The sequence below is a fragment of the uncultured Pluralibacter sp. genome (assembly GCF_913775985.1).
Taxonomy (GTDB): Bacteria; Pseudomonadota; Gammaproteobacteria; order Enterobacterales; family Enterobacteriaceae; genus Pluralibacter.
On the sequence record NZ_CAJYMB010000157.1, the window covers coordinates 23,719 to 49,906 of the forward strand.

17 protein-coding genes are annotated in these 26,188 nt (G+C 57.2%); 10 read left to right on the forward strand and 7 right to left on the reverse strand.

Annotation, left to right across the window (positions count from 1 at the left end):
• Nucleotides 1–42 precede the first annotated feature (42 nt).
• Complete coding sequence (glpT, locus tag QZ766_RS22540; RefSeq protein WP_297207579.1) at nt 43–1,395, forward strand: glycerol-3-phosphate transporter; 1,353 nt, start codon at nt 43–45, stop codon at nt 1,393–1,395.
• A gap of 10 nt (nt 1,396–1,405) precedes the next feature.
• Complete coding sequence (gene glpQ, locus QZ766_RS22545; RefSeq protein WP_297207582.1) at nt 1,406–2,479, forward strand: glycerophosphodiester phosphodiesterase; 1,074 nt, start codon at nt 1,406–1,408, stop codon at nt 2,477–2,479.
• Between the two features lie 44 nt (nt 2,480–2,523).
• On the opposite strand, the gene yfaE is transcribed toward glpQ, so the two are convergent.
• The 4 genes from yfaE to ubiG all read right to left on the reverse strand — a co-directional run bounded on the left by yfaE (nt 2,524) and on the right by ubiG (nt 7,504).
• Nucleotides 2,524–2,778, reverse strand: coding sequence for a class I ribonucleotide reductase maintenance protein YfaE (gene yfaE, locus QZ766_RS22550; RefSeq protein WP_297207585.1), 255 nt, complete (start codon nt 2,776–2,778; stop codon nt 2,524–2,526).
• Entirely contained in the window at nt 2,778–3,908 is a 1,131-nt protein-coding gene (nrdB, locus tag QZ766_RS22555; protein WP_297207588.1) for a class Ia ribonucleoside-diphosphate reductase subunit beta, read from the reverse strand. Before nrdB ends, yfaE begins: the two co-directional genes overlap by 1 nt.
• Nucleotides 3,909–4,004: 96 nt before the next feature.
• Nucleotides 4,005–6,290, reverse strand: coding sequence for a class 1a ribonucleoside-diphosphate reductase subunit alpha (gene nrdA / locus QZ766_RS22560; RefSeq protein WP_297207591.1), 2,286 nt, complete (start codon nt 6,288–6,290; stop codon nt 4,005–4,007).
• 446 nt (nt 6,291–6,736) lie between these two features.
• Nucleotides 6,737–7,504, reverse strand: coding sequence for a bifunctional 2-polyprenyl-6-hydroxyphenol methylase/3-demethylubiquinol 3-O-methyltransferase UbiG (gene ubiG, locus QZ766_RS22565; protein WP_297207594.1), 768 nt, complete (start codon nt 7,502–7,504; stop codon nt 6,737–6,739).
• A 158-nt stretch (nt 7,505–7,662) separates the two neighbouring features.
• On the opposite strand from ubiG, the gene gyrA reads away from it, so the two are divergent.
• Nucleotides 7,663–10,302, forward strand: a complete 2,640-nt coding sequence (gene gyrA / locus QZ766_RS22570) for a DNA topoisomerase (ATP-hydrolyzing) subunit A (RefSeq protein ID WP_297207597.1) — start codon at nt 7,663–7,665, stop codon at nt 10,300–10,302.
• A 116-nt stretch (nt 10,303–10,418) separates the two neighbouring features.
• Nucleotides 10,419–13,250 (forward strand): two-component system sensor histidine kinase RcsC, encoded by a 2,832-nt coding sequence (rcsC, locus tag QZ766_RS22575; protein ID WP_297207599.1) that lies wholly within the window; start codon nt 10,419–10,421, stop codon nt 13,248–13,250.
• A gap of 71 nt (nt 13,251–13,321) precedes the next feature.
• On the opposite strand, the gene rcsB is transcribed toward rcsC, so the two are convergent.
• Entirely contained in the window at nt 13,322–13,972 is a 651-nt protein-coding gene (gene rcsB / locus QZ766_RS22580; protein WP_297207601.1) for a response regulator transcription factor RcsB, read from the reverse strand.
• A gap of 16 nt (nt 13,973–13,988) precedes the next feature.
• Complete coding sequence (rcsD, locus tag QZ766_RS22585) at nt 13,989–16,667, reverse strand: phosphotransferase RcsD (protein WP_297207603.1); 2,679 nt, start codon at nt 16,665–16,667, stop codon at nt 13,989–13,991.
• Between the two features lie 757 nt (nt 16,668–17,424).
• Between rcsD and ompC the strand changes: the two genes are divergently transcribed.
• From ompC to mgtE, 5 genes are all read left to right on the forward strand, one after another.
• Entirely contained in the window at nt 17,425–18,540 is a 1,116-nt protein-coding gene (gene ompC, locus QZ766_RS22590; protein WP_297207606.1) for a porin OmpC, read from the forward strand.
• A 108-nt stretch (nt 18,541–18,648) separates the two neighbouring features.
• Nucleotides 18,649–19,698 (forward strand): FAD:protein FMN transferase ApbE, encoded by a 1,050-nt coding sequence (gene apbE / locus QZ766_RS22595; RefSeq protein WP_297207609.1) that lies wholly within the window; start codon nt 18,649–18,651, stop codon nt 19,696–19,698.
• A gap of 17 nt (nt 19,699–19,715) precedes the next feature.
• Nucleotides 19,716–20,369 (forward strand): DNA oxidative demethylase AlkB, encoded by a 654-nt coding sequence (gene alkB / locus QZ766_RS22600; protein ID WP_297207612.1) that lies wholly within the window; start codon nt 19,716–19,718, stop codon nt 20,367–20,369.
• Between the two features lie 76 nt (nt 20,370–20,445).
• Nucleotides 20,446–22,089, forward strand: coding sequence for a multidrug ABC transporter permease/ATP-binding protein (locus tag QZ766_RS22605; protein ID WP_297207614.1), 1,644 nt, complete (start codon nt 20,446–20,448; stop codon nt 22,087–22,089).
• Nucleotides 22,090–22,214: 125 nt separating this feature from the next.
• Nucleotides 22,215–23,651: a magnesium transporter gene (mgtE, locus tag QZ766_RS22610; RefSeq protein ID WP_297207616.1), complete on the forward strand. Its 1,437-nt coding sequence runs from the start codon at nt 22,215–22,217 to the stop codon at nt 23,649–23,651.
• Here the strand turns inward: mgtE and QZ766_RS22615 are convergent.
• On the reverse strand, nt 23,614–24,855 hold the full coding sequence (locus QZ766_RS22615) for a SulP family inorganic anion transporter (RefSeq protein ID WP_297207618.1): 1,242 nt from the start codon (nt 24,853–24,855) through the stop codon (nt 23,614–23,616). The genes mgtE and QZ766_RS22615 overlap by 38 nt on opposite strands.
• Nucleotides 24,856–25,133: 278 nt before the next feature.
• On the opposite strand from QZ766_RS22615, the gene QZ766_RS22620 reads away from it, so the two are divergent.
• Nucleotides 25,134–26,188: malate:quinone oxidoreductase (locus QZ766_RS22620; RefSeq protein WP_297207621.1), on the forward strand; the 1,055-nt coding region annotated here is incomplete at its 3' end.

Here is a 26,188-nt window from a genome sequence, read left to right on the forward strand (position 1 = left end):
TCGACTGCGTTCTTTTAATGTCTGTGGCCACGGAGGCTATTCATGTTAAGTATTTTTAAACCTGCTCCGCATAAAGCGCGTGTCGCAGATGCGGAAGTCGATCCGCTCTATCGCCGCCTGCGCTGGCAAATCTTTATTGGTATCTTCTTTGGCTATGCCGCCTATTACCTGGTGCGTAAAAACTTTGCGCTGGCGATGCCGTATCTGATCGAGCAGGGCTTCTCCCGCGGTGATTTGGGCTTTGCGCTGTCGGGCATTTCTATCGCCTACGGTATTTCTAAATTCATCATGGGCTCGGTTTCGGATCGCTCGAATCCGCGCGTCTTCCTGCCGGCTGGCCTGATTCTGGCGGCGCTGGTGATGCTGATCATGGGCTTTGTGCCCTGGGCGACCTCCAGCATCATGGTGATGTTTGTTCTGCTGTTCATGTGCGGATGGTTCCAGGGGATGGGCTGGCCGCCGTGCGGTCGCACCATGGTGCACTGGTGGTCGCAGAAGGAGCGCGGCGGTATCGTTTCGGTCTGGAACTGCGCGCACAACGTGGGCGGCGGTATTCCGCCGCTGCTGTTCCTGCTCGGGATGGCGTGGTTCAACGACTGGCACGCGGCGCTGTATATGCCTGCCTTCGGCGCTATCCTGGTGGCGATTATCGCTTTTGCCCTGATGCGCGATACGCCGCAGTCCTGCGGCCTGCCGCCTATTGAAGAGTACAAAAACGACTACCCGGATAACTACTCTGAGCAGGATGAAGAAGAGCTGACCGCGAAGCAGATCTTCATGCAGTACATTCTGCCTAACCGCCTGCTGTGGTATATCGCCATTGCTAACGTGTTTGTTTATCTGCTGCGTTACGGCATTCTCGACTGGTCGCCGACCTACCTGCGCGAAGTGAAGCATTTTGCGCTGGATAAATCTTCCTGGGCTTACTTCTTCTATGAGTACGCGGGGATCCCGGGAACGCTGCTGTGCGGCTGGATGTCGGATAAGGTCTTCCGCGGTAACCGCGGAGCAACCGGCGTGTTCTTTATGACGCTGGTGACTATCGCTACCGTGGTTTACTGGCTCAACCCGCCGGGCAACCCGGGCATCGATATGATCTGCATGATCGTTATCGGCTTCCTGATTTACGGCCCGGTAATGCTGATTGGCCTGCACGCGCTTGAGCTGGCACCGAAGAAAGCAGCGGGCACTGCCGCAGGCTTTACCGGTCTGTTTGGCTATCTCGGCGGATCTGTCGCGGCGAGTGCTATCGTGGGCTACACCGTTGACTTCTTCGGCTGGGACGGCGGCTTCATGGTGATGATCGGCGGCAGCGTGCTGGCGGTACTGCTGCTGGCCGTGGTGATGGTTGGCGAACGTAAACAGCACCAGCAGGCGCTGGCGAAGAAAGATTAAGGAAGACGACATGAAGCATGTATTTAGCGTGCTGATGGTCGGAATTGCGCTGGCGGGCTGTGCCGCCAGCGGGATTGCCGCCGCTGCCGGAGATAAAATTGTTATCGCCCACCGCGGGGCCAGCGGCTATCTGCCGGAGCACACGCTGCCGGCGAAAGCGATGGCTTACGCCCAGGGCGCCGACTATCTCGAACAAGATCTGGTCATGACGAAAGATGACCATCTGGTGGTGCTGCACGACCACTATCTCGATCGCGTCACCGATGTCGCCGAGCGCTATCCGTACCGCGCCCGCAAAGACGGTCGCTTTTACGCCATTGATTTTACCCTTGCGGAAATCAAATCCCTGAAGTTCTCCGAAGGATTTGAGGTGAAGGACGGCAAGCGGGTGCAGACGTTCCCGGGCCGCTTCCCGATGGGTAAATCCGATTTTCGGATCCATACCTTCGAAGAGGAGATCGAGTTCATTCAGGGCCTGAATCACTCGACGGGGAAGAATATCGGTATTTATCCGGAGATCAAATCCCCCTGGTTCCACCATCAGGAAGGTAAAGACATTGCTGCCCGCACGCTGGAGGTGCTGAAGAAATACGGCTACACCAGCAAGCAGGACAAAGTCTATCTCCAGTGTTTTGATGCCGACGAACTTAAGCGCATCAAGACCGAGCTGGAACCGAAGATGGGGATGAACCTCAATCTGGTGCAGCTGATTGCCTATACCGACTGGAATGAAACGCAGCAGAAGCAGCCGGACGGCAAGTGGGTAAACTACAGCTATGACTGGATGTTCAAACCCGGGGCGATGAAGAAAGTGGCGCAGTACGCCGACGGCATCGGCCCGGACTACCATATGCTGCTTGCGGATGACTCCACGCCGGGGCACATCAAAGTGACGGCGATGGTGAAAGAGGCGCACGCCAGCAAGCTGCAGGTCCATCCGTATACGGTTCGCGCGGACCAGCTTCCGCCTTACGCCAGCAATGTGAATCAGCTGTACGAAGCGCTGTACAAGCAGGCGGGCGTGGACGGGCTGTTTACCGACTTTCCGGATAAAGCGGTGGAGTATCTGAAAACCCAGCAGTAAGCGTTGATAACAGACGATAAAAGGGCCGCAAATGCGGCCCTTTTTTACATCTCTATTTCGATATCGCCCTTCGCTTTGCAGCAGCAGGGCAGGATCTCGCCCTGGTTAACAAAGGCCAGCGGTTCGGTGAGCCAGTCGACCTGGCCGGAAACCAGCCGGCAGCGGCAGGAGCCGCAGTAGCCGGAGCGGCACTGGTATTCCACTTCCACCTTGTGCGATTCAAGCGCCACCAGCAGAGAAGGGTGCTCCTCCCGGCATAACAGCTGGGTGCCGGAAAGGAGAAGGGTCACGCGGCTCATCAGAGCTGGAAGCTGCTCAGGTCGTCGGCGTCGATTTCGGAGTCGATCTGCCCGACCAGATAGGAGCTGACCTCCACTTCCTGCGGCGCCACCTGCACGTTATCGGATACCAGCCAGGTGTTGATCCACGGGATCGGGTTGGAGCGGGTTTCGAACGGCAGATCCAGCCCCACCGCCTGCATGCGGATATTGGTGATGTACTCGATGTACTGGCACAGGATCCCCTTGTTGAGGCCAATCATCGAGCCGTCGCGGAACAGGTAGTCCGCCCACTCTTTCTCCTGCTGGGCTGCCAGCACGAACAGGTCGTAGCACTCCTGTTTGCACTCTTCGGCAATCTCCGCCATCTCCGGATCGTCCTGGCCGCTGCGCAGCAGGTTCAGCATGTGCTGGGTGCCGGTGAGGTGCAGGGCTTCGTCGCGGGCGATCAGGCGAATGATCTTGGCGTTGCCTTCCATTAGCTTGCGCTCGGCAAAGGCAAAAGAGCAGGCGAAGCTGACGTAGAAACGAATCGCTTCCAGCGCGTTAACGCTCATCAGGCACAGGTAGAGCTTTCTTTTCAGCGCCCGCAGGTTAACGGTAACGGTTTTGCCGTTCACAGTGTGGGTGCCTTCGCCCAGCAGATGCCAGTAGCTGGTGAGCTCAATCAGATCATCGTAATAGTGGGAGATGCCTTCAGCGCGCTTTTGGATCTGCTCGTTGGTGACAATATCGTCAAACACCGTCGCCGGATCGTTGACGATATTGCGGATGATGTGGGTGTAGGAGCGGGAGTGGATGGTTTCTGAAAAGGCCCAGGTCTCAACCCAGGTTTCCAGCTCCGGGATGGAAATCAGCGGCAGCAGGGCCACGTTCGGGCTGCGTCCCTGAATAGAGTCCAGCAGCGTCTGGTACTTCAGGTTGCTGATGAAAATGTGTTTTTCGTGGTCCGGCAGGGCCTGATAGTCGATGCGGTCGCGGGAGACGTCGACCTCTTCCGGGCGCCAGAAGAAGGAGAGCTGCTTTTCGATGAGCTTCTCAAAGATGTCGTATTTTTGCTGATCGTAGCGGGCCACGTTAACCGGCTGGCCGAAGAACATCGGCTCTTTAAGCTGATCGTTTTTCGTCTGTGAAAAAGTGGTGTATGCCATTGCGGTGTCCTGTTGAAATTTCGCAGCCCGGCGCCTGGGCGTCTTTCGAACTGCGATGCAAGGGCCGGGCAGGCGGAGCGCTGCCCGGCGGGTAACTTAGATTTTGCACGCGCCGCTTTCGCAGCCGTCGTCCTGGATAGACGGGGCCATATCGTCCTGCGTATCCTCTGCGCCATCGCGGGTGTTGTGGTAGTACAGCGTTTTCACGCCGAACTTATAGGCGTTGAGCAGGTCTTTCAGCAGCTGCTGCATCGGTACTTTGCCCGACGGGAAGCGGGTCGGATCGTAGTTGGTGTTGGCAGAAATCGACTGGTCGATAAACTTCTGCATGATGCCCACCAGCTGCAGGTAGCCGTCGTTATTCGGCATTTCCCACAGCAGCTCGTAGGCGCCCTGCAGGTTTTCGTAATCCGGCACGACCTGACGCAGGATGCCGTCCTTCGACGCCTTGATGCTCACGTGGCCGCGCGGCGGCTCAATGCCGTTGGTGGCGTTGGAGATCTGCGATGAGGTCTCCGACGGCATCAGGGCTGAAAGCGTGGAGTTGCGCAGGCCGTGAGTTTTAATGGATTCACGCAGGCTTTCCCAGTCGTAGTGCAGCGGCTCGTTAACGATGGTATTCAGGTCTTTCTTGAAGGTGTCGATCGGCAGAATACCCTGCGCGTAGGTGGTCTCGTTGAACCACGGGCAGGCACCCTGTTCCTTCGCCAGCTCGTTAGAGGCTTTCAGCAGGTAGTACTGAATGGCTTCGAAGGTTTTGTGGGTCAGGGCGTTGGCGCTGCCGTCGGAGTAGCGCTTGCCGTGCTTCGCCAGATAGTAGGCAAAGTTGATTACGCCGATACCCAGCGTGCGGCGGCCCATCGCGCCGCGCTGGGCGGCAGGGATCGGGTAGTCCTGATAGTCGAGCAGGGCATCCAGCGCGCGTACCGCCAGAATCGCCAGCTCTTCCAGATCGTCAAGGCTGTCGATCGCCCCGAGGTTAAAGGCCGACAGGGTGCACAGCGCGATTTCGCCGTTTTCGTCGTTGACGTCGTCCAGCGGTTTGGTCGGCAGGGCGATTTCCAGGCACAGGTTGGACTGGCGCACCGGGGCGACCACGGGATCGAACGGGCTGTGGGTGTTGCAGTGGTCAACGTTCTGAATGTAGATGCGGCCGGTTGAGGCGCGCTCCTGCATCATCAGCGAGAACAGCTCGGCGGCTTTAATGCGCTGCTTGCGGATGCTGTCGTCTTTTTCATATTTGGTGTACAGGCGCTCGAACTCGTCCTGGTCGGCGAAGAAGGCGTCGTACAGGCCCGGCACGTCGGACGGGCTGAACAGGGTGATCTCTTCCCCTTTCAGCAGGCGGGTGTACATCAGCTTGTTAATCTGCACCCCGTAGTCCATGTGGCGCACGCGGTTAGCGTCAGTGCCGCGGTTGTTTTTCAGCACCAGCAGGCTTTCAACTTCCAGATGCCACATCGGGTAGAACAGGGTTGCCGCACCGCCGCGCACGCCGCCCTGGGAGCAGGATTTCACTGCAGTCTGGAAGTGCTTGTAGAACGGAATGCAGCCGGTGTGGAACGCTTCACCGCCGCGGATCGGGCTGCCGAGGGCGCGGATGCGTCCGGCGTTAATGCCGATGCCGGCGCGCTGGGAAACGTATTTCACAATGGCGCTGGAGGTGGCATTAATAGAATCGAGGCTGTCGCCGCACTCGATCAGCACGCAGGAGCTGAACTGGCGCGTCGGGGTACGCACGCCGGACATAATCGGCGTCGGCAGTGAAATTTTGAAAGTAGAAACCGCATCGTAAAAGCGCTTCACGTAGTCGAGGCGCGTTTCACGCGGATAGCCCGAGAACAGGCAGGCGGCGACCAGGATATAGAGGAACTGCGCGCTTTCGTAGATTTCACCGGTGACGCGGTTCTGCGCCAGGTATTTGCCTTCCAGCTGCTTCACAGCAGCGTAGGAGAAGTTCATGTCGCGCCAGTGGTCGATAAAGCCGTCCATCTGCTGGAACTCTTCTTCCGTGTAGTCTTCCAGCAGATGACGATCGTATTTACCCAGCTCGACCATCTTCACCACGTGGGCAAACAGCGCCGGCGGCTCGAACTGGCCGTAGGCTTTTTTACGCAGGTGGAAGATAGCCAGGCGCGCGGCAAGGTACTGGTAGTCCGGGGCGTCGCGGGAGATGAGATCCGCAGCCGCCTTGATGATGGTTTCATGGATGTCGCCGGTTTTGATCCCGTCGTAAAACTGAATGTGGGAGCGCAGTTCGACCTGTGAAACAGAAACGTTGTTCAGGCCCTCTGCCGCCCAGTCCAGCACCCGATGAATTTTATCGAGATTAATGCGCTCGGTGCGGCCATCTCGCTTGGTCACCATCAGACTTTGATTCATGTGCTTTTTACCTGTCCGTGAATTATCCGTGAAAAAATATCCCCTACTTATCCACAAAGGGTCGCTGTGACTAACTCTGTGGATAAATACTATATGTAGGGGTTATGAAATAAGTAGAACGCTATATGGTGAGTATTCTAGTAAGGAATCATTTAAGTACAAGGGTTGATTTTGACGTTAAATTGAGGTTGCGGCAGGGTAATAAAGGCTAAGTCCACGGTCCATAAGGGCTACAGAAAATGTCAATAATTACAGAAAAAAAATGAAAATTTGATCGGGCGCTGATTTCTTCATCGTTGTGGTGAATTGCGCAACTGACGCTGCGCAATTTGTCATAAGTAAAGCCAATATTGTGCTGTTCTGCGGGGCGTTTTGTGAAGCGTTTAACCACTTTTGAGGTGGGGTTTTTCGTCCCTGTTTTCTCTTTATACATCCGCGATGGAAAATTACCCCGCCGGTGTTTCGCTGCTGTTCGTGATGAGCAGGGGAGCGTCGGCTTTTGCCGTGGTGTGCAACATATAGTTCACATCAACGCCCGGACCGAGCTTAAAGCTGTTGGTCAGCAGGTTATAGTGCAGGCCGGTGATGTGCTGCTCGCGCAGAACCGTATCGTCTACCCAGCCGAGCAGTTCGGAAGGCTTGATGAATTTCTTCACGTCGTGGGTGCCTTTGGGTACCATCTTCATCACGTACTCTGCACCGAAGACCGCCAGCAGCCACGCTTTGGGGTTGCGGTTGATAGTCGAGAAGAAGACCTGCCCGCCGGGTTTCACCAGAAGTGCACAGGCTCTGACTACTGACGCCGGATCGGGAACGTGCTCCAGCATCTCCATGCAGGTCACCACATCGTACTGCTGAGGGTGGGCGTCGGCGTGGTCTTCCACAGTTTCCTGAACGTACTCAACCTTAATGCCGCTTTCAAGCGCGTGCAGGCGCGCTACCTGGAGCGGCTCCGCACCCATGTCCAGCCCGGTAACATTCGCCCCTTCGCGGGCCATGCTTTCGGCCAGGATCCCGCCGCCGCAGCCGACATCCAGTACCTTTTTATCAAACAGTCCGCCCGAGCGTTCGGCGATGTAGCCCAGCCGTAAAGGGTTAATGCGGTGCAGCGGTTTAAACTCTCCTTCGAGATCCCACCAGCGGGAGGCGACGGCTTCAAATTTCGCGATTTCCGCGCTGTCGACGTTAGCCACCGTCGGTTTTTCGGCATTCATGGGCGCATTCACTCCTTTCTTTATAAGACCTGTAAGTATATCAGCCATCCGGGATCAATAAAGCGCCGGGCGGGTACTATAGGTTTACCTCAATGACGGCGTCTGTGTTATAATTTGCGACCTTTGAATCCGGGAAACAGTAGAGGGATAGCGGTTAGATGAGCGACCTTGCGAGAGAAATTACACCGGTCAACATCGAGGAAGAGCTTAAAAGCTCCTATCTGGATTATGCGATGTCGGTCATTGTTGGCCGTGCGCTGCCGGATGTCCGCGATGGTTTGAAGCCGGTACACCGTCGCGTGCTTTACGCCATGAACGTATTGGGCAATGACTGGAACAAAGCCTATAAAAAATCAGCCCGCGTGGTGGGTGACGTTATCGGTAAATACCACCCACATGGTGACACCGCCGTTTATGACACCATAGTACGTATGGCACAACCATTCTCCCTGCGCTACATGCTGGTCGATGGCCAGGGCAACTTCGGTTCTGTTGACGGCGACTCCGCTGCAGCGATGCGTTATACGGAAATCCGTATGTCGAAAATCGCCCACGAACTGATGGCGGATCTCGATAAAGATACCGTTGATTTCGTGGATAACTATGACGGCACGGAACGTATTCCGGACGTCATGCCAACCAAAATTCCTAACCTGCTGGTTAACGGTGCCTCGGGCATTGCCGTGGGCATGGCGACCAACATCCCGCCGCACAACCTCACGGAAGTGATCAACGGCTGCCTGGCCTACATTGACGATGAAGACATCACCATTGAAGGGTTGATGGAGCACATCCCGGGCCCGGACTTCCCGACGGCGGCAATTATCAACGGACGCCGCGGCATCGAAGAAGCCTACCGCACCGGCCGCGGTAAAATTTACATTCGCGCCCGCGCGGAAGTAGAAGCCGATGCCAAAACCGGCCGCGAAACCATCATCGTCCACGAAATTCCCTATCAGGTGAACAAAGCGCGCCTGATCGAGAAGATCGCCGAGCTGGTGAAAGAAAAACGCGTTGAGGGCATCAGCGCCCTGCGCGACGAATCTGACAAAGACGGCATGCGCGTTGTTATCGAAGTCAAGCGCGATGCAGTGGGCGAAGTGGTGCTGAATAACCTCTACTCCCAGACCCAGCTGCAGGTCTCCTTCGGCATCAACATGGTTGCGCTGCACCACGGTCAGCCGAAGATCATGGCGCTGAAAGATATCATTGCCGCGTTCATACGCCACCGCCGCGAAGTGGTTACCCGCCGGACTATTTTCGAACTGCGCAAGGCCCGCGATCGCGCGCACATCCTTGAGGCGCTGGCTATCGCGCTGGCTAACATCGATCCGATTATCGAGCTGATTCGCCGTGCGCCTAACCCGGCTGAAGCGAAAGCCGGCCTTATCGCCCGGCCGTGGGAGCTCGGTAACGTTTCCGCCATGCTTGAGCGCGCCGGTGATGACGCCGCCCGTCCGGAGTGGCTGGAGCCGGAGTTCGGTATTCACGACGGTAAATATTACCTGACCGAGCAGCAGGCCCAGGCGATCCTCGATCTGCGCCTGCAGAAGCTGACCGGTCTGGAGCACGAAAAGCTGCTCGACGAATACAAAGAGCTGCTGGAGCAGATTGCCGAGCTGCTGCACATTCTTGCCAGCGCTGACCGCCTGATGGAAGTCATTCGCGAAGAGCTGGAGCTGGTTCGCGATCAGTTCGGCGACCAGCGCCGCACTGAAATCACCGCTAACAGTGCCGACATCAACATCGAAGACCTGATTACTCAGGAAGACGTTGTGGTGACGCTGTCGCACCAGGGCTACGTTAAGTACCAGCCGCTGAGCGACTATGAAGCCCAGCGCCGCGGCGGCAAAGGCAAGTCTGCCGCACGCATTAAAGAAGAAGACTTTATCGATCGCCTGCTGGTGGCCAATACGCACGACACCATTCTGTGCTTCTCCAGCCGGGGTCGCCTGTACTGGATGAAGGTTTATCAGCTGCCGGAAGCGAGCCGCGGCGCCCGCGGACGTCCGATTGTTAACCTGCTGCCGCTGGAAGCCAACGAGCGTATTACCGCGATTCTGCCGGTTCGGGAATACGAAGAGGGCGTCAACGTCTTTATGGCGACCGCCAGCGGTACGGTGAAGAAAACGGCGCTGACCGAGTTCAGCCGCCCGCGCTCTGCCGGTATTATCGCCGTCAACCTCAACGAGGGCGACGAGCTGATTGGCGTCGATCTGACGTCGGAAGGCAACGAAGTCATGCTGTTCTCTGCGGCCGGTAAAGTGGTGCGCTTTAAAGAGAACGCCGTCCGTGCGATGGGCCGTACCGCCACCGGCGTGCGCGGCATCAGACTCGCCGGGGAAGATAAAGTGGTTTCGCTTATCGTACCGCGCGGTGAAGGCGCTATCCTCACCGTGACCCAGAACGGCTACGGCAAGCGCACCGCGGAAAGCGAGTACCCGACCAAGTCCCGCGGCACCCAGGGCGTTATCTCTATCAAGGTCACCGAGCGCAACGGCAGTGTGGTTGGCGCGGTGCAGGTAGAAGATACCGACCAGATCATGATGATCACCGATGCCGGTACGCTGGTGCGCACCCGGGTATCGGAAATCAGCGTGGTGGGTCGTAACACCCAGGGCGTTATCCTCATCCGCACCGCGGAAGATGAAAACGTAGTGGGTCTGCAGCGCGTGGCCGAGCCGGTAGATGACGAAGAGCTCGACTCCATCGACGGCAGCGTAGCGGAAGGCGATGATGAAATCGCGCCGGAAACCGATGCTGAAGACGATGCAGCCGATGAGGCCGAGGACGAATAATCGTTCGAAAAACCTCCGCAAGGGCCGGTCTGTACCGGCCCTTTTTGTTTGGACGTTGCGGGCCTGTGAATTAACCGCTACTTTAACCCCATCTTTATTATGCAGACGGCTAAACCTTGAAATACCTTGTCTCTTTCCGCACAACTCTGAAGGTTTCCCGCTACCTGTTCCGGGCGCTGGCGCTGCTGGTCTGGCTGCTGATTGCGGTGATTTCCGCGTTTTATATTGTTAACGCGCTACATGCTAAAGAAGAGCAAATTCATCAGGAGTTCAACCTCAGCTACGATCAGGCCCAGCGCTATATTCTGCGCACCGCCGACGTGCTGAGAGAGCTGAAGTACATTGCTGAAAACAAGCTTATTGCTGAAAGCGGTACGGCAAAGCCCGGCGGCACGTTTTCCGGCTTCGAACCGCTGTTTCCCGATGCCGAGTGCGGCGAGATGGAGGAGACCTGGCGCAACTCGCTGGAGTCCCTGGCGTGGTTTACCCGCTACTGGCGCGACAGCTTTTCCCCGGCATTCGATCTCAACCGCCTGTTTCTAACCAGCAGCGACAACCAGTGCATTGCCAATTTTGGCCTGCGGGAGTCGGCGATGGAGCATGACCAGACGCTGAAAGCGCTGCACGAGCGCATTGTGAATTATCGCAGCGGCGCCCGGGACGAGCGCGGCAACAATCTGTACTGGATCAGCGGCGGCCCGCGGCCGGGCGTGGGCTTTTTCTATGCCCTGACGCCGGTGTATCTCTCCAGTCAGCATCAGGCAATGCTCGGCGTAGAGGCGAGCATCCGCATGGAGAACTTCTTCACCCCGGGCAGCATGCCGATGGGCGTGACCATCGTCGATGAAAACGGGCTGCCGCTGATTACGATGGCCGGACCGGAAAACAATCTGCGGGTCGACCCGCGCTGGATGCAGGAGCGCTCATGGTTCGGCTACAGCGACGGATTCCGCCAGCTGGTGCTGAAAAAGAGCCTGCCGCCGTCATCGCTGAGCATTATCTACACCGTGCCGGTAAACCAGGTTTTCGACGGCATCCGCATGCTGATCCTTAACGCGCTGCTGCTGAATATTCTCACCGGCGCGGCGCTGTTTATGATTGCCCGCATTTACGAGCGGAAAATCTTTATTCCCGCCGAAACCGACGCCCAGCGGCTGGAAGAGCACGAGCAGTTCAACCGCAAAATTGTGGCCTCGGCGCCGGTGGGGATCTGCATTTTGCGCACCCAGGACGGCACCAATATTCTCAGCAACGAGCTGGCCCATAACTATCTCAACATGCTCACTCATGAAGACCGGCAGCGGCTGACGCAGATAATCTGCGGGCAGCAGGTGAACTTTGTTGACGTCATGACCAGCAATAACACCAACTTGCAGATAAGCTTCGTCCACTCGCGCTATCGCAATGAAAATGTGGCTATTTGCGTGCTGGTTGACGTATCGGCCCGCGTCAAAATGGAGGAGTCGCTGCAGGAGATGGCCCAGGCCGCCGAGCAGGCCAGCCAGTCTAAATCCATGTTCCTCGCCACCGTCAGCCACGAGCTGCGCACGCCGCTGTACGGGATTATCGGCAACCTCGATCTGCTGCAGACTAAAGAGCTGCCGAAAGGCGTCGATCGGCTGGTGACGGCGATGAATAACTCCTCCAGCCTGCTGCTGAAAATCATCAGCGATATTCTCGACTTCTCTAAAATTGAGTCCGAGCAGCTGAAAATTGAGCCGCGGGAGTTTTCGCCCCGGGAAGTGATGAGCCACATTACTGCCAACTACCTGCCGCTGGTGGTACGCAAGCAGCTGGGACTTTACTGCTTCGTGGAGCCGGATGTGCCGCTGCAGATGCAGGGCGATCCGATGCGCCTGCAGCAGGTTATCTCTAACCTGCTGAGCAACGCGATTAAGTTCACCGATACTGGCTGCATCGTGCTGCATCTGCGGTGTACCGAGGAGTATCTCAGCATCTGCGTGCGGGACACCGGCGTCGGCATCCCGGCAAAAGAGGTGGTGCGCCTGTTCGATCCGTTCTTCCAGGTGGGCACCGGCGTGCAGCGTAACTTCCAGGGCACGGGGCTGGGGCTCGCCATCTGCGAGAAGCTTATCACCATGATGGACGGCGATATTTCGGTAGAAACCGAGCCGGGTATGGGGAGCCGCTTTACTATCCGCATCCCGATGTACGGCGCCCTGAGCCTGCCTCCTGCCGGTAGCGGCGCCCTTGCGGGCAAGCGCTGCTGGCTGGCTATCAATAACGCCTCGTTGACGCAGTTTGTCGAGTCGCTGCTGCTGCGCCACGGCATTGAAGTGCTGGCTTACGAAAATCAGGATCCTAACAGCGACGATATTCTGATTGCCGATGAAGAACTGGCCGCGCCGTGGCCGGGCAGGGCGGCGATTATTTTCAGCCGCCGCCATATCGGCATTGCCCAGGAGCGGGCGCCGGGGGAATGGCTGCACAGCGTGGCGTCGCCGCACGAGCTGATCCTGCTGCTGGCGCGCATCTACAGTATTGCGCTTGAAAATATGGCCGGTGAGGATGCGCTGCCCGCGCCGGAGACCAGCGCCGACGCCAACGATGACATGATGATTCTGGTCGTGGACGATCATCCGATTAACCGTCGACTGCTGGCGGATCAGCTGGGATCTTTGGGCTACCAGTGCAAAACGGCAAACGACGGTATCGATGCGCTGAACGTGCTGAGCAAAAATCACATTGATATCGTGCTTAGCGACGTCAACATGCCAAACATGGACGGCTATCGCCTGACCCAGCGCATTCGCCAGCTTGGGCTAACGCTGCCGGTAGTGGGCGTCACCGCCAACGCGCTGGCGGAAGAGAAGCAGCGCTGTCTGGAGTCGGGAATGGACAGCTGCCTGTCGAAACCGGTTACGCTGGACGTTATCAGCAAAACCCTGGCGGCGTACGCGGCGCGGGTGCGCGCCAGCAGGAGCTGACACTGCGGGCAATAAAAAGCCTCCGCCGGAATGAAGCCGGCGGAGGCTTTTTTACAACCAGCGGAAAGAGGTTAGTCTTTATCCGCCGGGCTGAGGGTAACGGAAGATAGATAGTTCAGCAGGGCGATATCGTTTTCCACGCCCAGCTTCATCATCGCCGACTTCTTCTGGCTGCTGATGGTTTTGATGCTGCGGTTCAGCTTGCGGGCAATCTCGGTAACCAGAAAACCTTCTGCAAACAGGCGCAGCACTTCGCTCTCTTTCGGGGAAAGGCGTTTGTCGCCGTAGCCGCCGGAGCTGATTTTCTCCAGCAGGCGCGAGACGCTTTCCGGGGTAAATTTCTTGCCTTTTTGCAGCGCGGCCAGCGCTTTTGGCAGATCGGTCGGCGCGCCCTGTTTCAGAACGATACCCTCGATGTCCAGATCGAGAACCGCGCTGAGGATCGCCGGGTTGTTGTTCATCGTCAGTACGATGATTGAAATAGCCGGAAAGTGGCGCTTAATGTACTTGATCAGCGTAATACCGTCGCCGTACTTGTCTCCGGGCATGGAGAGGTCGGTGATCAGTACATGAGCATCCAGTTTCGGCAGGTTATTGATAAGCGCGGTGGAGTCTTCAAATTCGCCGACGACATTCACCCACTCGATTTGCTCAAGTGATTTACGAATACCGAACAGTACAATCGGGTGATCGTCAGCAATAATAACGTTCATGTTGTTCATGTATTAGGCTACCTTGCTACATCAGGCTTTTGACATAAGCGTCAATGTCGCCGATATATTTCTCTGTGCCGGGGGCATCTTTCTCACGAATGAGCTGCTCCAGCGTTTCACATAACTGCTTGCCGGGGATCAGATTTAACATGGCAAACACCCCTTTGAGGCGGTGGGCCGTCTGTGCCAGCGCAGCAAAATCGCGAGTCGAAGACTCAGTATACAGCCTATTAACATCTTCCGGAACTGTGTCAACAAACAGTGCATAATAGCCGCTGGCGTGGAGTTCGGCGTTCGCATTCGTCCCTGCAGGTGCTACCTCAGTTTGCTCCTGCGCCAGCTGTTCTTCGATAAGCTGCAGGACGGCTTCCTGCATCGTATTACTGATATTAAAGTTTACCTGCAGCAGGCCGGGGCCCAGCTTGCGTATTCCGGCCACATCATCGCTTAAAAGCAGGCCCGGCGCAGTAAGATTAGACGGATTATCTGTCAAAAACAGATCGTAATCTTGACTTGCCAGCCTTTCGTCGTGGGTGATGCAGCTTGCGCCCCAGTTTTCCAGCTGGCGGGTGACGATGCTGCGGATTTCATTAGAGGTGATATCGGTCATCACGATAACATCATCCAGCAGCTTCTCTTCAGCATCATTTTCCTGCGCGCGGGGCGCCATCTTAACGTGCAGGGAGTAGCGGGTTCCCAGCGACTCCCGGGCTTTAATATTCAGATGTCCGCCGAGCTTTCTCGCCAGCTGGTCGCAAAGCCAGAAGGAGAGGGGATTGGCCTTGCCGTAGCGATCGCCCTGAGTTTCATTAAGGAACGGGAAGTGCAGGTTGTCGATTTCGCTGGTGGAGACGCCGTTGCCGGTATCCCGAATGCGGAACGTGAGGCGATCGTCGCCGGATTCGTCCTGGCTGACTTCAAGGGTTAACTTGCCGATCTGGGTGGTGCTCACCGCGTACTGAATTAATAGCTGGAGGATCTTTTTAAGCGCCGCGCGATCGCCGTGGCGCTCTTCGGCAATCTCCAGCTGGTTATCAATCAGCAGCTGGAGTCCCTTGCGCTTGATGGCCGGCAGCACTTCCGGTACTACTTCATCAATTAAATCCTGAATGGAGAACAGGCTCGCCGATCCTTTCCAGCCGTCGTTTTCAAGCACGTTTGCCAGCTGGATCTCATCGACCAGCCGCGCCAGCGTATCCGCCTGGCGAGTCAGTTTTTTCGCCGCTTCGCCTTCAACGTCTGCCGCACTCTCGGCCAGGTGCTGAATCGGCTGCTTCAGCGCAGCAGCGATATTTTGCATAAATGAAATGCGGCCCTGCTGGTTTTTCTCGTACAGGCGCTGGGCCTGCTTGAGCTTTTTATTCACCAGCACTTCTTTATCCTGATCGCGAATGACGAAAATTTGCGTGCGAGCCAGCACCTGACTGCGGAACTGGCGGATCTCATACAGCTCGTTGTTCACGGTCGCGTGGATAACACCCTGATGCTGATCTGCCATATTGGTGATGTTCTGCAGATTGAGGTGTGGCAGCAGGTGATCGGCAATCTTGTTGCTGATAATGGTGCGGTTAGATTCCTGATCGTGCACCAGCAGGCCCAGGGGCAGCAGCGACACAATCTCTTCATTAATGGCTTTCAGCGCACGCAGTTCGCCGCTCGCCGGGGCGGCAACCGTGCCGGACTCCGCGCGTCGGGTGCCGGTGTAATTGCGAAACGTGGTGTAGCCGAACAGCGCCAGCGCCAGCAGGCCAATATTCAGCAGCAGCGGTAGCAGGATATTTTGCAGGGTATCCAGCAGCAGCGTGCCGAGAGGAACCTGCCAGACCAGATGCATTGAGGTCGAATTGATGGCGGAGGTAATTTCAATGTGGCCGCCGTTAACGTGGACGTTTGCGCTGTCCGCCGCTTCTTTGTCACTGCTGTACAAATTTGCCTGGCTGGCGTCGTTGTCAAAGCGGAAGTTTTCGAGCGCCATCCCCGGCGGAACCAGATCGTTTATCGGCAGATCAAAGGCTACAACCGTGGCCAGATGCCCCGGCTGATTAAAGGTAGTGCGCAGGGTGAAGTAGTAGCCGTTTTGCCAGGCCAGCTGGCGCAGGGGCGAGAAGCTCTCGCGCTCGTCCAGCGTATTGGCCTGCTGCAGCATTTCCGCACGGCGGCTGTCGACGATGCTGCCAATCGTCGAGTCTTTAAAACCGGCCGACAGATCTTTGAGCGGTAGGGTGGATATCAGGATCAGGCTGTTGTCCTGGCCGTTAAGGTAATACATCGACCAGGGCGCGGTCTCGGCGCCCCAGAGCGTGTCGAGATAATTCGACATCTTCTGCGTCATCGCGAGCGTGGCGCTGTCGTGAGAGCCGAAAATCAGCGCTTCCGTTTTGCGCCGCGGCTTATCGAGATAGAAAACATCCTGCTTCAGGCGGGTTTCCTGAAGCCCGCCGTCGGTATCCGCGCCGGTTGCCGAGGCGGCTATGGTGTCGTAAATCTGCCATGTCGCATAGCGCCAGGTGTCAATGCGCTTGTGGATGGCGTGAGTCATGTCAACGACTTGATAGCTTTTATCCCTTAACCACGTGTTGACCGCGCTTTGAATCATCACGCCCATTGTCACCAGCAGGACGACAATCAGCAGAAGAAAGAAGCGGGTAATGTTGCCCGGCATGAGCGAAAATTTATTTGGGATCATTGTGTCAGAATGACTCATTAGCGTGTGGAATCCGTGATGACAGCACCGGCTGCGCGTCCGGCATCCGTGTGCGTAGCCTGCTCTTTCATCAGCAAGATGATGATGAAAGAGCAGGTTAACATTAAGCAGGCAGTATATACACAAAACGACATAAGTTGCATCAGAGTAACAGCACGGTGAATATCTGCCCATAATCATCGGGTTCATCAGCGCCGCAGACAAAAAACGCACACGCGGGAGGCTTTGTAATGGAATGGGGAGCGATAACCGGGACTACCTGACAGGGTATATTTAAGCGCGGTGATTATTTCCCGGCGGTAGCATAACTTTTACAGCCGGCGTGTAAAGAAAGGTAAAAAAAAACCGGGTGCGAAGCACCCGGCAGGAATAACGGTAAACTGACATTCAGAGATGAATGACGGTAATAAATAAAGTTAATGATGATAGCGCTGAATATATTATAGATAAGACATACTTTTGTTTTACCATTCAGTGCGGTAAAAACAGGGGGATATATCGGCGTGAATTATAAAGAAAACTTAATTTTGTTTGTTTATTCATGCGCTATTTCTTTAGCATTTAATGCCGTTATGAAGTTCCCTGTTATTAACATTTTGAAATATATTTAGCATGCCTGGAAACATCTTAGTAGGTCTTGCAGCATTTTGCAGTTGGATATTTCTGTTTTTTGCCGCACAATGTGTTCGCCGACTGATTTAAGGGTTAATCAGTAAGCAGTGGCATATAAAAAGGCATATAACAGAGGGTTAATAACATGAAAGCTAAAGTCCTTTCTCTCCTGGTACCCGCATTGCTGGTAGCAGGCGCAGCGAACGCGGCTGAAATTTACAATAAAGACGGTAACAAATTAGATCTGTACGGCAAAGTTGACGGTGAGCACTACTTCTCCAATGACGACAGCGTCGACGGCGACCAGTCCTATATTCGTATCGGTTTTAAAGGTGAAACCCAGGTAAATGACCAGGTAACCGGCTACGGCCAGTGGGAATACCAGGTTCAGGCGAACAGCGCTGAAGACAGCAACGATTCCTTTACCCGCGTAGGTTTTGCCGGTCTGCGTTTTGCTGACACTGGCTCCATCGATTACGGCCGTAACTACGGCGTTATCTACGACATCTCCTCCTGGACTGACGTCCTGCCGGAATTCGGTGGCGACACCTACGGCGCGGATAACTTCCTGATGCAGCGCGGTAATGGCATGCTGACCTACCGCAACACTGACTTCTTCGGTCTGGTTGACGGTCTGAACCTGGCTCTGCAGTACCAGGGCAAAAACGGCAGCCCGGATGGCGAATCTGGCGGCACGACTAACAACGGTCGTAAAGGCCTGCGTCAGAACGGTGACGGCTTTGGCGGCTCTCTGACCTACGATCTGGGCGAAGGCTTCAGCGTCGGTGGTGCGGTAGCCAGCTCCAAGCGCACTGCTCGCCAGAACTCCAGCGCATATCGTGGTAGCGGCGATCGCGCAACTGCCTACACCGGCGGCGTGAAATATGACGCTAACAACGTGTACCTGGCCGCTGAGTTTACTCAGGCATACAACACTAGCCGTTTTGGTGGCGATGGCGTTGATACCGTAAACGGTTTCGCTGACAAGTCTCAGAACTTTGAAGCGGTAGCCCAGTACCAGTTCGACTTCGGCCTGCGTCCGTCCATCGCTTACCTGCAGTCCCGCGGTAAGAAAGTTCAGGGCTACGGCAAAGAAGATATGGTTAAATATGTTGATATCGGTACTTACTACTACTTCAACAAAAACATCTCCACTTTTGTCGATTACAAAATCAACCTGATCGACAAGAGCCAGTTTACCCGCGATACCAACACCAGCACCGACAACATCGTTGCAGTTGGCGTGGTTTACCAGTTCTAATCAGCCGCGATTTTTCGCATGCTGCTAAGGGGCCCTTCGGGGCCCTTTTTTTATCCCTCGTTTAGCGAGGCTGGTGTACTCTTGGCCCGCAATGAAGAGGGTAATGAAATGATCAAAACGCTATTTCGCACCGCCGCCGCTGCCGCAATTTTGCTTATAGCCGGCTGCGACGGGGAAAATTCGTCCGATGTGGGCGGTCAAAACCTCGTGCTGGAAGGTAAAACCATGGGGACGTCCTGGCGAGTCAGTGCCGCAGGTATTGACCCCGCGCGCGCCGACGCGCTGCGCCAGAAGATTCAGGCGCAACTTGACGCCGATGATATGCAGCTCTCCACCTGGAAAACAGATTCGGCCCTGATGCGCTTTAACCGAACGACCAGCATCGCGCCCTGGCCGGTACCAGAGGCGATGGCGGATATCGTCACGCAGTCGCTGCGGATTGGTGAAAAAACCGGCGGTGCGATGGACATCACCGTCGGCCCGCTGGTTAATCTGTGGGGATTCGGGCCGGACAAGCAGCCGCTAAAAACTCCGTCCGCAGCGCAGATTGCCGCAGCAAAAGCCCGGACAGGCCTGCAGCATCTTGCGGTTATTAATAAGTCCGGCAGCCAGTACCTGCAAAAAGATCTTCCCGATCTGTATGTCGATCTCTCGACGGTGGGCGAGGGTTACGCGGCAGACCATCTGGCGCAGCTGATGTCTCAGGAAGGGATCTCCCGCTATCTGGTGTCCGTTGGCGGGGCGCTGGTGAGCCGGGGCACCAGCGGGCGAGGCGCCCCGTGGCGGGTCGCCATTCAAAAACCTACCGATCGGGAGAACGCGGTGCAGGCCGTTGTTGATATTAACGGACACGGAATCAGCACCTCGGGCAGCTATCGCAACTATTATGAACTGGACGGCAGGCGCATTTCTCACGTGATCGACCCCCGAACCGGCGCGCCGATCCAGCACAATCTGGTGTCGGTCACGGTCATTGCACCGACGGCGCTTGAAGCGGACGGCTGGGATACCGGGCTGATGGTGCTAGGTCTTGAAAAAGCCAAAGCGGTAGTGCAGCAGCAGGGTCTTGCCGTTTATATGATTTACAAGCAGGGCAACACTTTCCGCAGCTGGATGTCGCCGCAGTTCACACCGTTTCTTGTTAACGACAGTCATTAATTTTCCGGAGGTGCCGCGTGCTCGATCTGTTTGCTGATACTCCCCCGTGGCAGGAACCACTCGCGCCGGGAGCAATCATCCTGCGCCGCCGGGCGCTGGCGGACGCGGAAAGCCTGATGGCGGGCATTGAGCAGGTTATCGGGCAGTCGCCCCTGCGCCAGATGGTCACGCCCGGCGGCTATACCATGTCGGTGGCGATGAGCAACTGCGGCGAGGTGGGCTGGACCACGGACCGGCGCGGCTATCTCTACTCCCCGATCGATCCGCAGACCGGGGCGCGCTGGCCGGCGATGCCGGCGGCTTTTCTGATCCTGGCACAACGCTGCGCCAGCGAGGCGGGCTACGATCGTTTCTGCCCGGATGCGTGCCTGATCAACCGCTACGCGCCGGGAACCAAGCTGTCGCTGCACCAGGATAAAGACGAGCAGGAACTGGCTGCGCCTATTGTCTCTGTGTCGCTGGGGCTGCCCGCCATTTTCCAGTTCGGCGGCCTCAGCCGCGGCGATCCGCTGCAGCGCCTGCTGCTGGAGCACGGTGACGTGGTGGTGTGGGGTGGTGCGTCGCGGCTGTTCTATCACGGGATCCAGCCGCTGAAAGAGGGGTATCATCCACTCACCGGCGGCTTCCGCTTTAATCTTACTTTTCGCCAGACCGGGCTCGCCGCGCAATAAAAATAAGAATTATTCTTGATGTCAGAGGCGTCACGTTTAAACTGCTGGCTGTTTTTGCTTTCGTCTGGAATCCGTTATGCAACTCCTTCTTCTGGTCTGGCGGCAGTACCGCTGGCCTTTTCTGGCGGTGATGGCCCTCAGCATGCTCAGCGCCGCGCTCGGCATCGGTCTTATCGCCTTTATTAACCAGCGCCTGATTGAAAATGTCGATATATCCCTGCGGGTGCTGCCGGAGTTTCTCGGATTGCTGCTGCTGCTAATGGCAGTAACGCTGGGTTCCCAGCTGGCGCTGACGCTGCTCGGGCACCATTTTGTCTACCGCCTGCGCGGGGAGTTTATTAAGCGTATCCTCGATACCCGGGTGGAGCAGGTTGAGCGGCTGGGCAGCGCCGCGCTGCTGGCCGGATTGACCAGCGACGTGCGCAGCATCACTATCGCCTTTGTGCGCCTGCCCGAGCTGGTGCAGGGGATTATTTTGACGCTTGGATCCGCGGCCTGGCTCGCGTGGCTGTCCGGTAAAATGTTGGTGGTTACCGCGCTGTGGGTGGCTCTGACTATCTGGGGCGGCTTCCTGCTGGTGTCCCGCGTTTACCGCCACATGGCGCAGCTGCGCGAGTCGGAAGAGAAGCTCTACGGCGACTACCAGACGGTGCTGGAAGGGCGCAAAGAGCTGACGCTGAACCGCGAGCGCGCGGAGTATATTTACCGCCAGCGCTACACGCCCCACGCCGGAGAGTACCGCCACCACATCATTCGTGCTGATACCTTTCATCTGAGTGCCGTTAACTGGTCGAATATTATGATGCTCGGCGCTATCGGACTGGTGTTCTGGATGGCAAACGGGCTCGGCTGGGCCAATACCGCCGTCGCCGCTACCTATTCGCTGACGCTGCTGTTTCTGCGCACGCCGCTGCTGTCTGCCGTCGGCGCGCTGCCGACGCTGCTAAGCGCGCAGGTGGCGTTTAAAAAGCTCAACCAGTTCTCGCTTGCGCCTTACCGGGCAGAGTTTGCCGCAGCGCAGCCGCGCCGCGAATGGCAAACCCTGGAGCTGCGCGACGTGACGTTTTGCTATCAGGATAATGCCTTCGCGGTAGGGCCCGTTAACATGACGCTGCGCCGGGGCGAACTGGTATTTCTTATCGGCGGCAACGGCAGCGGCAAGTCGACCCTGGCGATGCTGCTCACTGGGCTGTATCAGCCTACCGGCGGACAGATCCTGCTGGACGGCGAAGCGCTTGCCGCCAACGATCCCGACGCCTATCGCGGCCTCTTCTCCGCCGTCTTTACCGATGTTTGCCTGTTCGAAAATCTGCTCGGGCCGCAGGGTAAGCAGGCGGATCCGACGCTGGTGGCCAAATGGCTGGAGCGCCTGCAGATGGGCGATAAGCTGGAGCTGGAAGAGGGAAAAATTCTCAATCTTAACCTTTCGAAGGGGCAGAAAAAGCGCGTCGCGCTGCTGCTGGCGCTGGCCGAAGAGCGCGATATCCTGCTGCTCGACGAGTGGGCAGCCGATCAGGATCCACATTTCCGCCGCGAGTTTTACCAGGTCCTGCTGCCGCTGATGCAGCAGATGGGCAAAACCCTGTTTGCTATCAGCCACGATGACCACTATTTCATTCACGCCGACCGGCTGCTGGAGATGCGCAACGGCACGCTGACTGAGCTGACGGGAGAGGCGCGCGAGGCAGCCTCCCGGGATGCGGTTGCCCGCACCGCCTGATGCAGCGGCTCCGTCCGGCGGGGCCGCTGTCCTCTTTTTGTCCAGTCGTCCCGCCGCTTGTTATCTTTTCCCTCTGCCCGCGCTATCCTTAGCGGCTGGCCCCGATGATAAGGATTTCCCGAACGATGTCCGTGTTTCATAAAAACAGTGCCAGAGTGCGGGACGAAGAGCGTGCCCGGCTTATCTGGCTGTTAACTACCGATAAAGCCATCACCTCCGCGCTGACCGGCAAGCTTACGCTGGCGGAGCAGTATGACGAAAGCAAGCTGGGCGATGATATTGCCGAAGTGGGCGCGCTGGTCGCCCACCTGCCGCCGCCGGATCTGGCGGATACCCTTGAGGCGCTGCCCACCGAGGAGCGCCACGCCCTCTGGGGGCTGGTCGAAAACGGCAAGCGCGGCAAGGTGCTGCATGAAGCTTCTGAAAGCGTCTGGGACGATCTTATTGCGGGAATGAGCGATAAGGCGCTCATTGACGCCATGGAAGGGCTGGATATTGATGAAAAAATCTATCTGGTTCAGCACCTTCCGCGCAATCTCACCGGCCGCCTGCTGACCACGCTGCCGGCGGAAGAGCGCGCCCGGGTGCGCCAGGTGATGAATTACCAGCCGGACAGCGTCGGCGCCATCATGGAGTTCGAGGTTATCACCATTCGCCCCGGCGTAACGCTCGGCGCCGTGCAGCGTTACCTGCGCCGGCTGGGCAAAATGCCGGAGAACACCGATAAGCTGTTCGTTATCGACCGCGACAAAAAGCTGCTCGGCGAGTTGAGCCTGCAAACGATTCTGCTGCATTCGGCCCACCGCGCCGTGGGCGACATGATGGATGCCGCCCCGGTCACTTTTCATCCCCATGAAGATCCTGAGAAAGTCGCGCGTACCTTCGAGCGTGACAACCTGCTCAGCGCCGCGGTAATCGACGACAGCGGCCAGCTGCTGGGGCGCCTGACCATCGACGAAATTGTAGACGTGGTGTACGAAGAGAGCGATAACGATATCCGCCAGATGAGCGGCCTGAGCAATGACGAAGACGTGTTTGCGCCCATCGGCAAGGCGGTAAAAACCCGCTGGGCGTGGCTGGCGGTCAACCTCTGCACGGCGTTTATCGCCTCGCGGGTGATCGACGGCTTCGAACACACCATTTCGCAGCTGGTGGCGCTGGCCTCGCTGATGCCGATTGTGGCGGGTATTGGCGGTAATACCGGCAACCAGACCATTACCATGATTGTCCGCGCCCTGGCGCTGCAGCATATCCAGCCGGGCAACTTCTCTTTCCTGATCCTGCGTGAAATGGGCGTGGCCTTAATCAATGGCCTGGTGTGGGGCGGCATTATGGGGCTGGTGACCTGGGGGCTGTATCACGATCCGGCGCTTGGCGGCGTGATGATGCTGGCGATGGTGCTCAACCTGCTGGTGGCGTCGCTGATGGGGGTGCTGATCCCGATGGTGATGATCAAGCTGGGGCGCGACCCGGCGGTCGGCTCCAGCGTATTGATCACCGCCATTACGGATACCGGCGGCTTCTTTATTTTTCTTGGGCTGGCGACGCTGTTTCTAATTTAAGCGCGTGGCGGCGGCGGATATGGCCCGGCACCAGGGCCATCACGATCAGGCCGGCCAGCACGCCCACCGCGAGGTTGCCGGTGCCGACGGTAGCGATAACGGTAGCCAGCATCACTACGGTGGCCGACCACGGCATCTGCTTAAGGCTGGCCGGCTGAATGCTGTGCCAGCTAAAGGTTTTCACCGCCACAATCACCATAATTCCCGCCAGCACCGCCATCGGAATTTTTGCCATTACGCTGCTCAACGCCGTCACCAGCAACAGCAGGACCAGCCCGGCAACCAGGGTTGAGATCCGCGTGCGCCCTTTGCCCATTTCCACATTGACAATGGTCTGGCCTATCATCGCGCAGCCGGCGATGCCGCCGTAAAACCCCGCCAGAATATTGGCGATACCGAGCCCCGCGCTTTCCCGGGATTTGCCCGACGGCGTGGCGGTAATGTCGTCCACCAGCCGGGCGGTCAGCAGTGACTCCATCAGCCCGACAAAGGCAATGCTCAGCGCGCAGGGCCAGATTATCTGCAGCGTGTGCAGGTTGAGCGGCACCTGCAGAACGTTCAGGCCCGGCAGGCTTCCGCTCATGGCACCTTCATCACCGACGGTGGGCAGCGGCTGGCCGCTGAAAATCGCGACCGCCGTCAGAAACACCACCGCAATCAGCGGAGAGGGAATACTTTTAATCACCCGCGGCGCAAGCAGCACAATCAGCATTGTGGCGGCGAAAAGCGCCAGAATCAGCGGGTTGCGGCTCCAGAAATGAGGTACCTGGGCGAAGAAGATCAGTATCCCCAGTGCGTTAACAAAGCCGGTCATAACTGCCTGCGGGATGAATCGCATCAGCCGGGCCATTCCCAGGGCGCCGAAAGCAATCTGAATAATCCCCGCCAGTACCACCGCCGGCAGAATATAGCCGACGCCGTGCTGGTGAACCATCGGGCCAATGACCAGCGCCACGGAGCCGGCGGCAGCGGTGACCATGGCCGGACGCCCGCCCAGCACGGACATAGCAAGGCACAGCACCACAGATGCTATCAGGCTCACTTCGGGAGAGACGCCGGCGATAACCGAGAAGGAGATAACTTCCGGGATCAAGGCCAGGGCAGTAATAACGCCGGCCAGCGCTTCGCGCGTTAGCAGGGCGGGCGAGCGAAGAACCTGAGCCACGGCGCTGCCGGTACCCGAGGGAGACGAAGAAGAGGTCATAGGCATCTTAAAATTAAGGTTATGGAAGGTGTCGAATACATAAGCAATGGTATGTGCACACCATCACAAAACGGTCGATTTTAGCGCGTCACGTCACACTAATCCAGTACCGGAATTCATTCCTGAGACACATCCATTAAACATTCTGATAACACTTATCAAAACCAAATTTAAACTTTAAACAATATTTAAATTTTTAATCGCTGGTGCTAACGTGGTTCTCTCCGAATCGTTTCACCTGCGCTTTTATCAACGCGAGTACAGTAAGGCTGACTAAGATGACTAAGAAAATGGCCGCACGACGCTCACAGACGGCGAGTTCGCATGCCAATAGTCAGGCAGCGCATGCCGATCTCCCTACAGAGCATCAGACGGATGTGTTATTGATTGGTGGCGGCATCATGAGTGCCACCCTCGGGACGTGGCTTCAGGAACTGGAGCCCGACTGGTCGATTACGATGGTCGAGCAAATGGAAAGCGTTGCTGCGGAAAGCTCAAACGGCTGGAACAACGCCGGCACCGGCCACGCCGCGCTGATGGAGCTTAACTATACGCCGCAAAAGCGCGACGGCTCGGTCAGCATTGATAAAGCCGTTGAAATCAACGAGGCCTTCCAGGTTTCGCGCCAGTTCTGGGCGCATCAGGTCCAGCGCGGTATGCTCCAGCGTCCCAAATCTTTCATTAACGCCGTCCCGCACATGAGTTTTGTGTGGGGCGAAGATAACGTTAATTTCCTGCGCCAGCGCTACGCCGCGCTGCAGCAGTATCCGCAGTTTCAGGGCATGCGCTACTCCGAAGATCCCGTACAGCTTGAGCGCTGGGCGCCGCTGGTGATGGAAGGGCGCGACCCGCAGCAGAAAGTGGCCGCCACCCGCGCGGAAACCGGTACCGACGTCAACTACGGCGAAATCACCCGCCAGCTGATCGGCGGCCTGGGCCGCAGCGCCAATTTTTCTCTCCAGCTGAATACCGCGGTGCGGCGCTTTAAGCGCAACGCCGATAACAGCTGGACGGTTACGGTATCCGATGCCCGCGGCCGCAGGCCGTGGCGCAAAATCCGCGCGAAATTTATCTTTATCGGCGCCGGCGGCGCGGCGCTTAAGCTGCTGCAGAAAACCGGCATTCCGCAGGCGAAAGAGTACGCAGGTTTCCCGGTAGGCGGCCAGTTTATGGTGTGCGAAAACCCGGAGGTGGCCCAGCATCACCTGGCGAAGGTTTACGGCAAGGCCTCGGTCGGCGCGCCGCCGATGTCGGTACCGCACATTGATACCCGCATTATTGACGGCAAGCGGGTGGTGCTGTTCGGGCCGTTCGCTACCTTCTCAACCCGCTT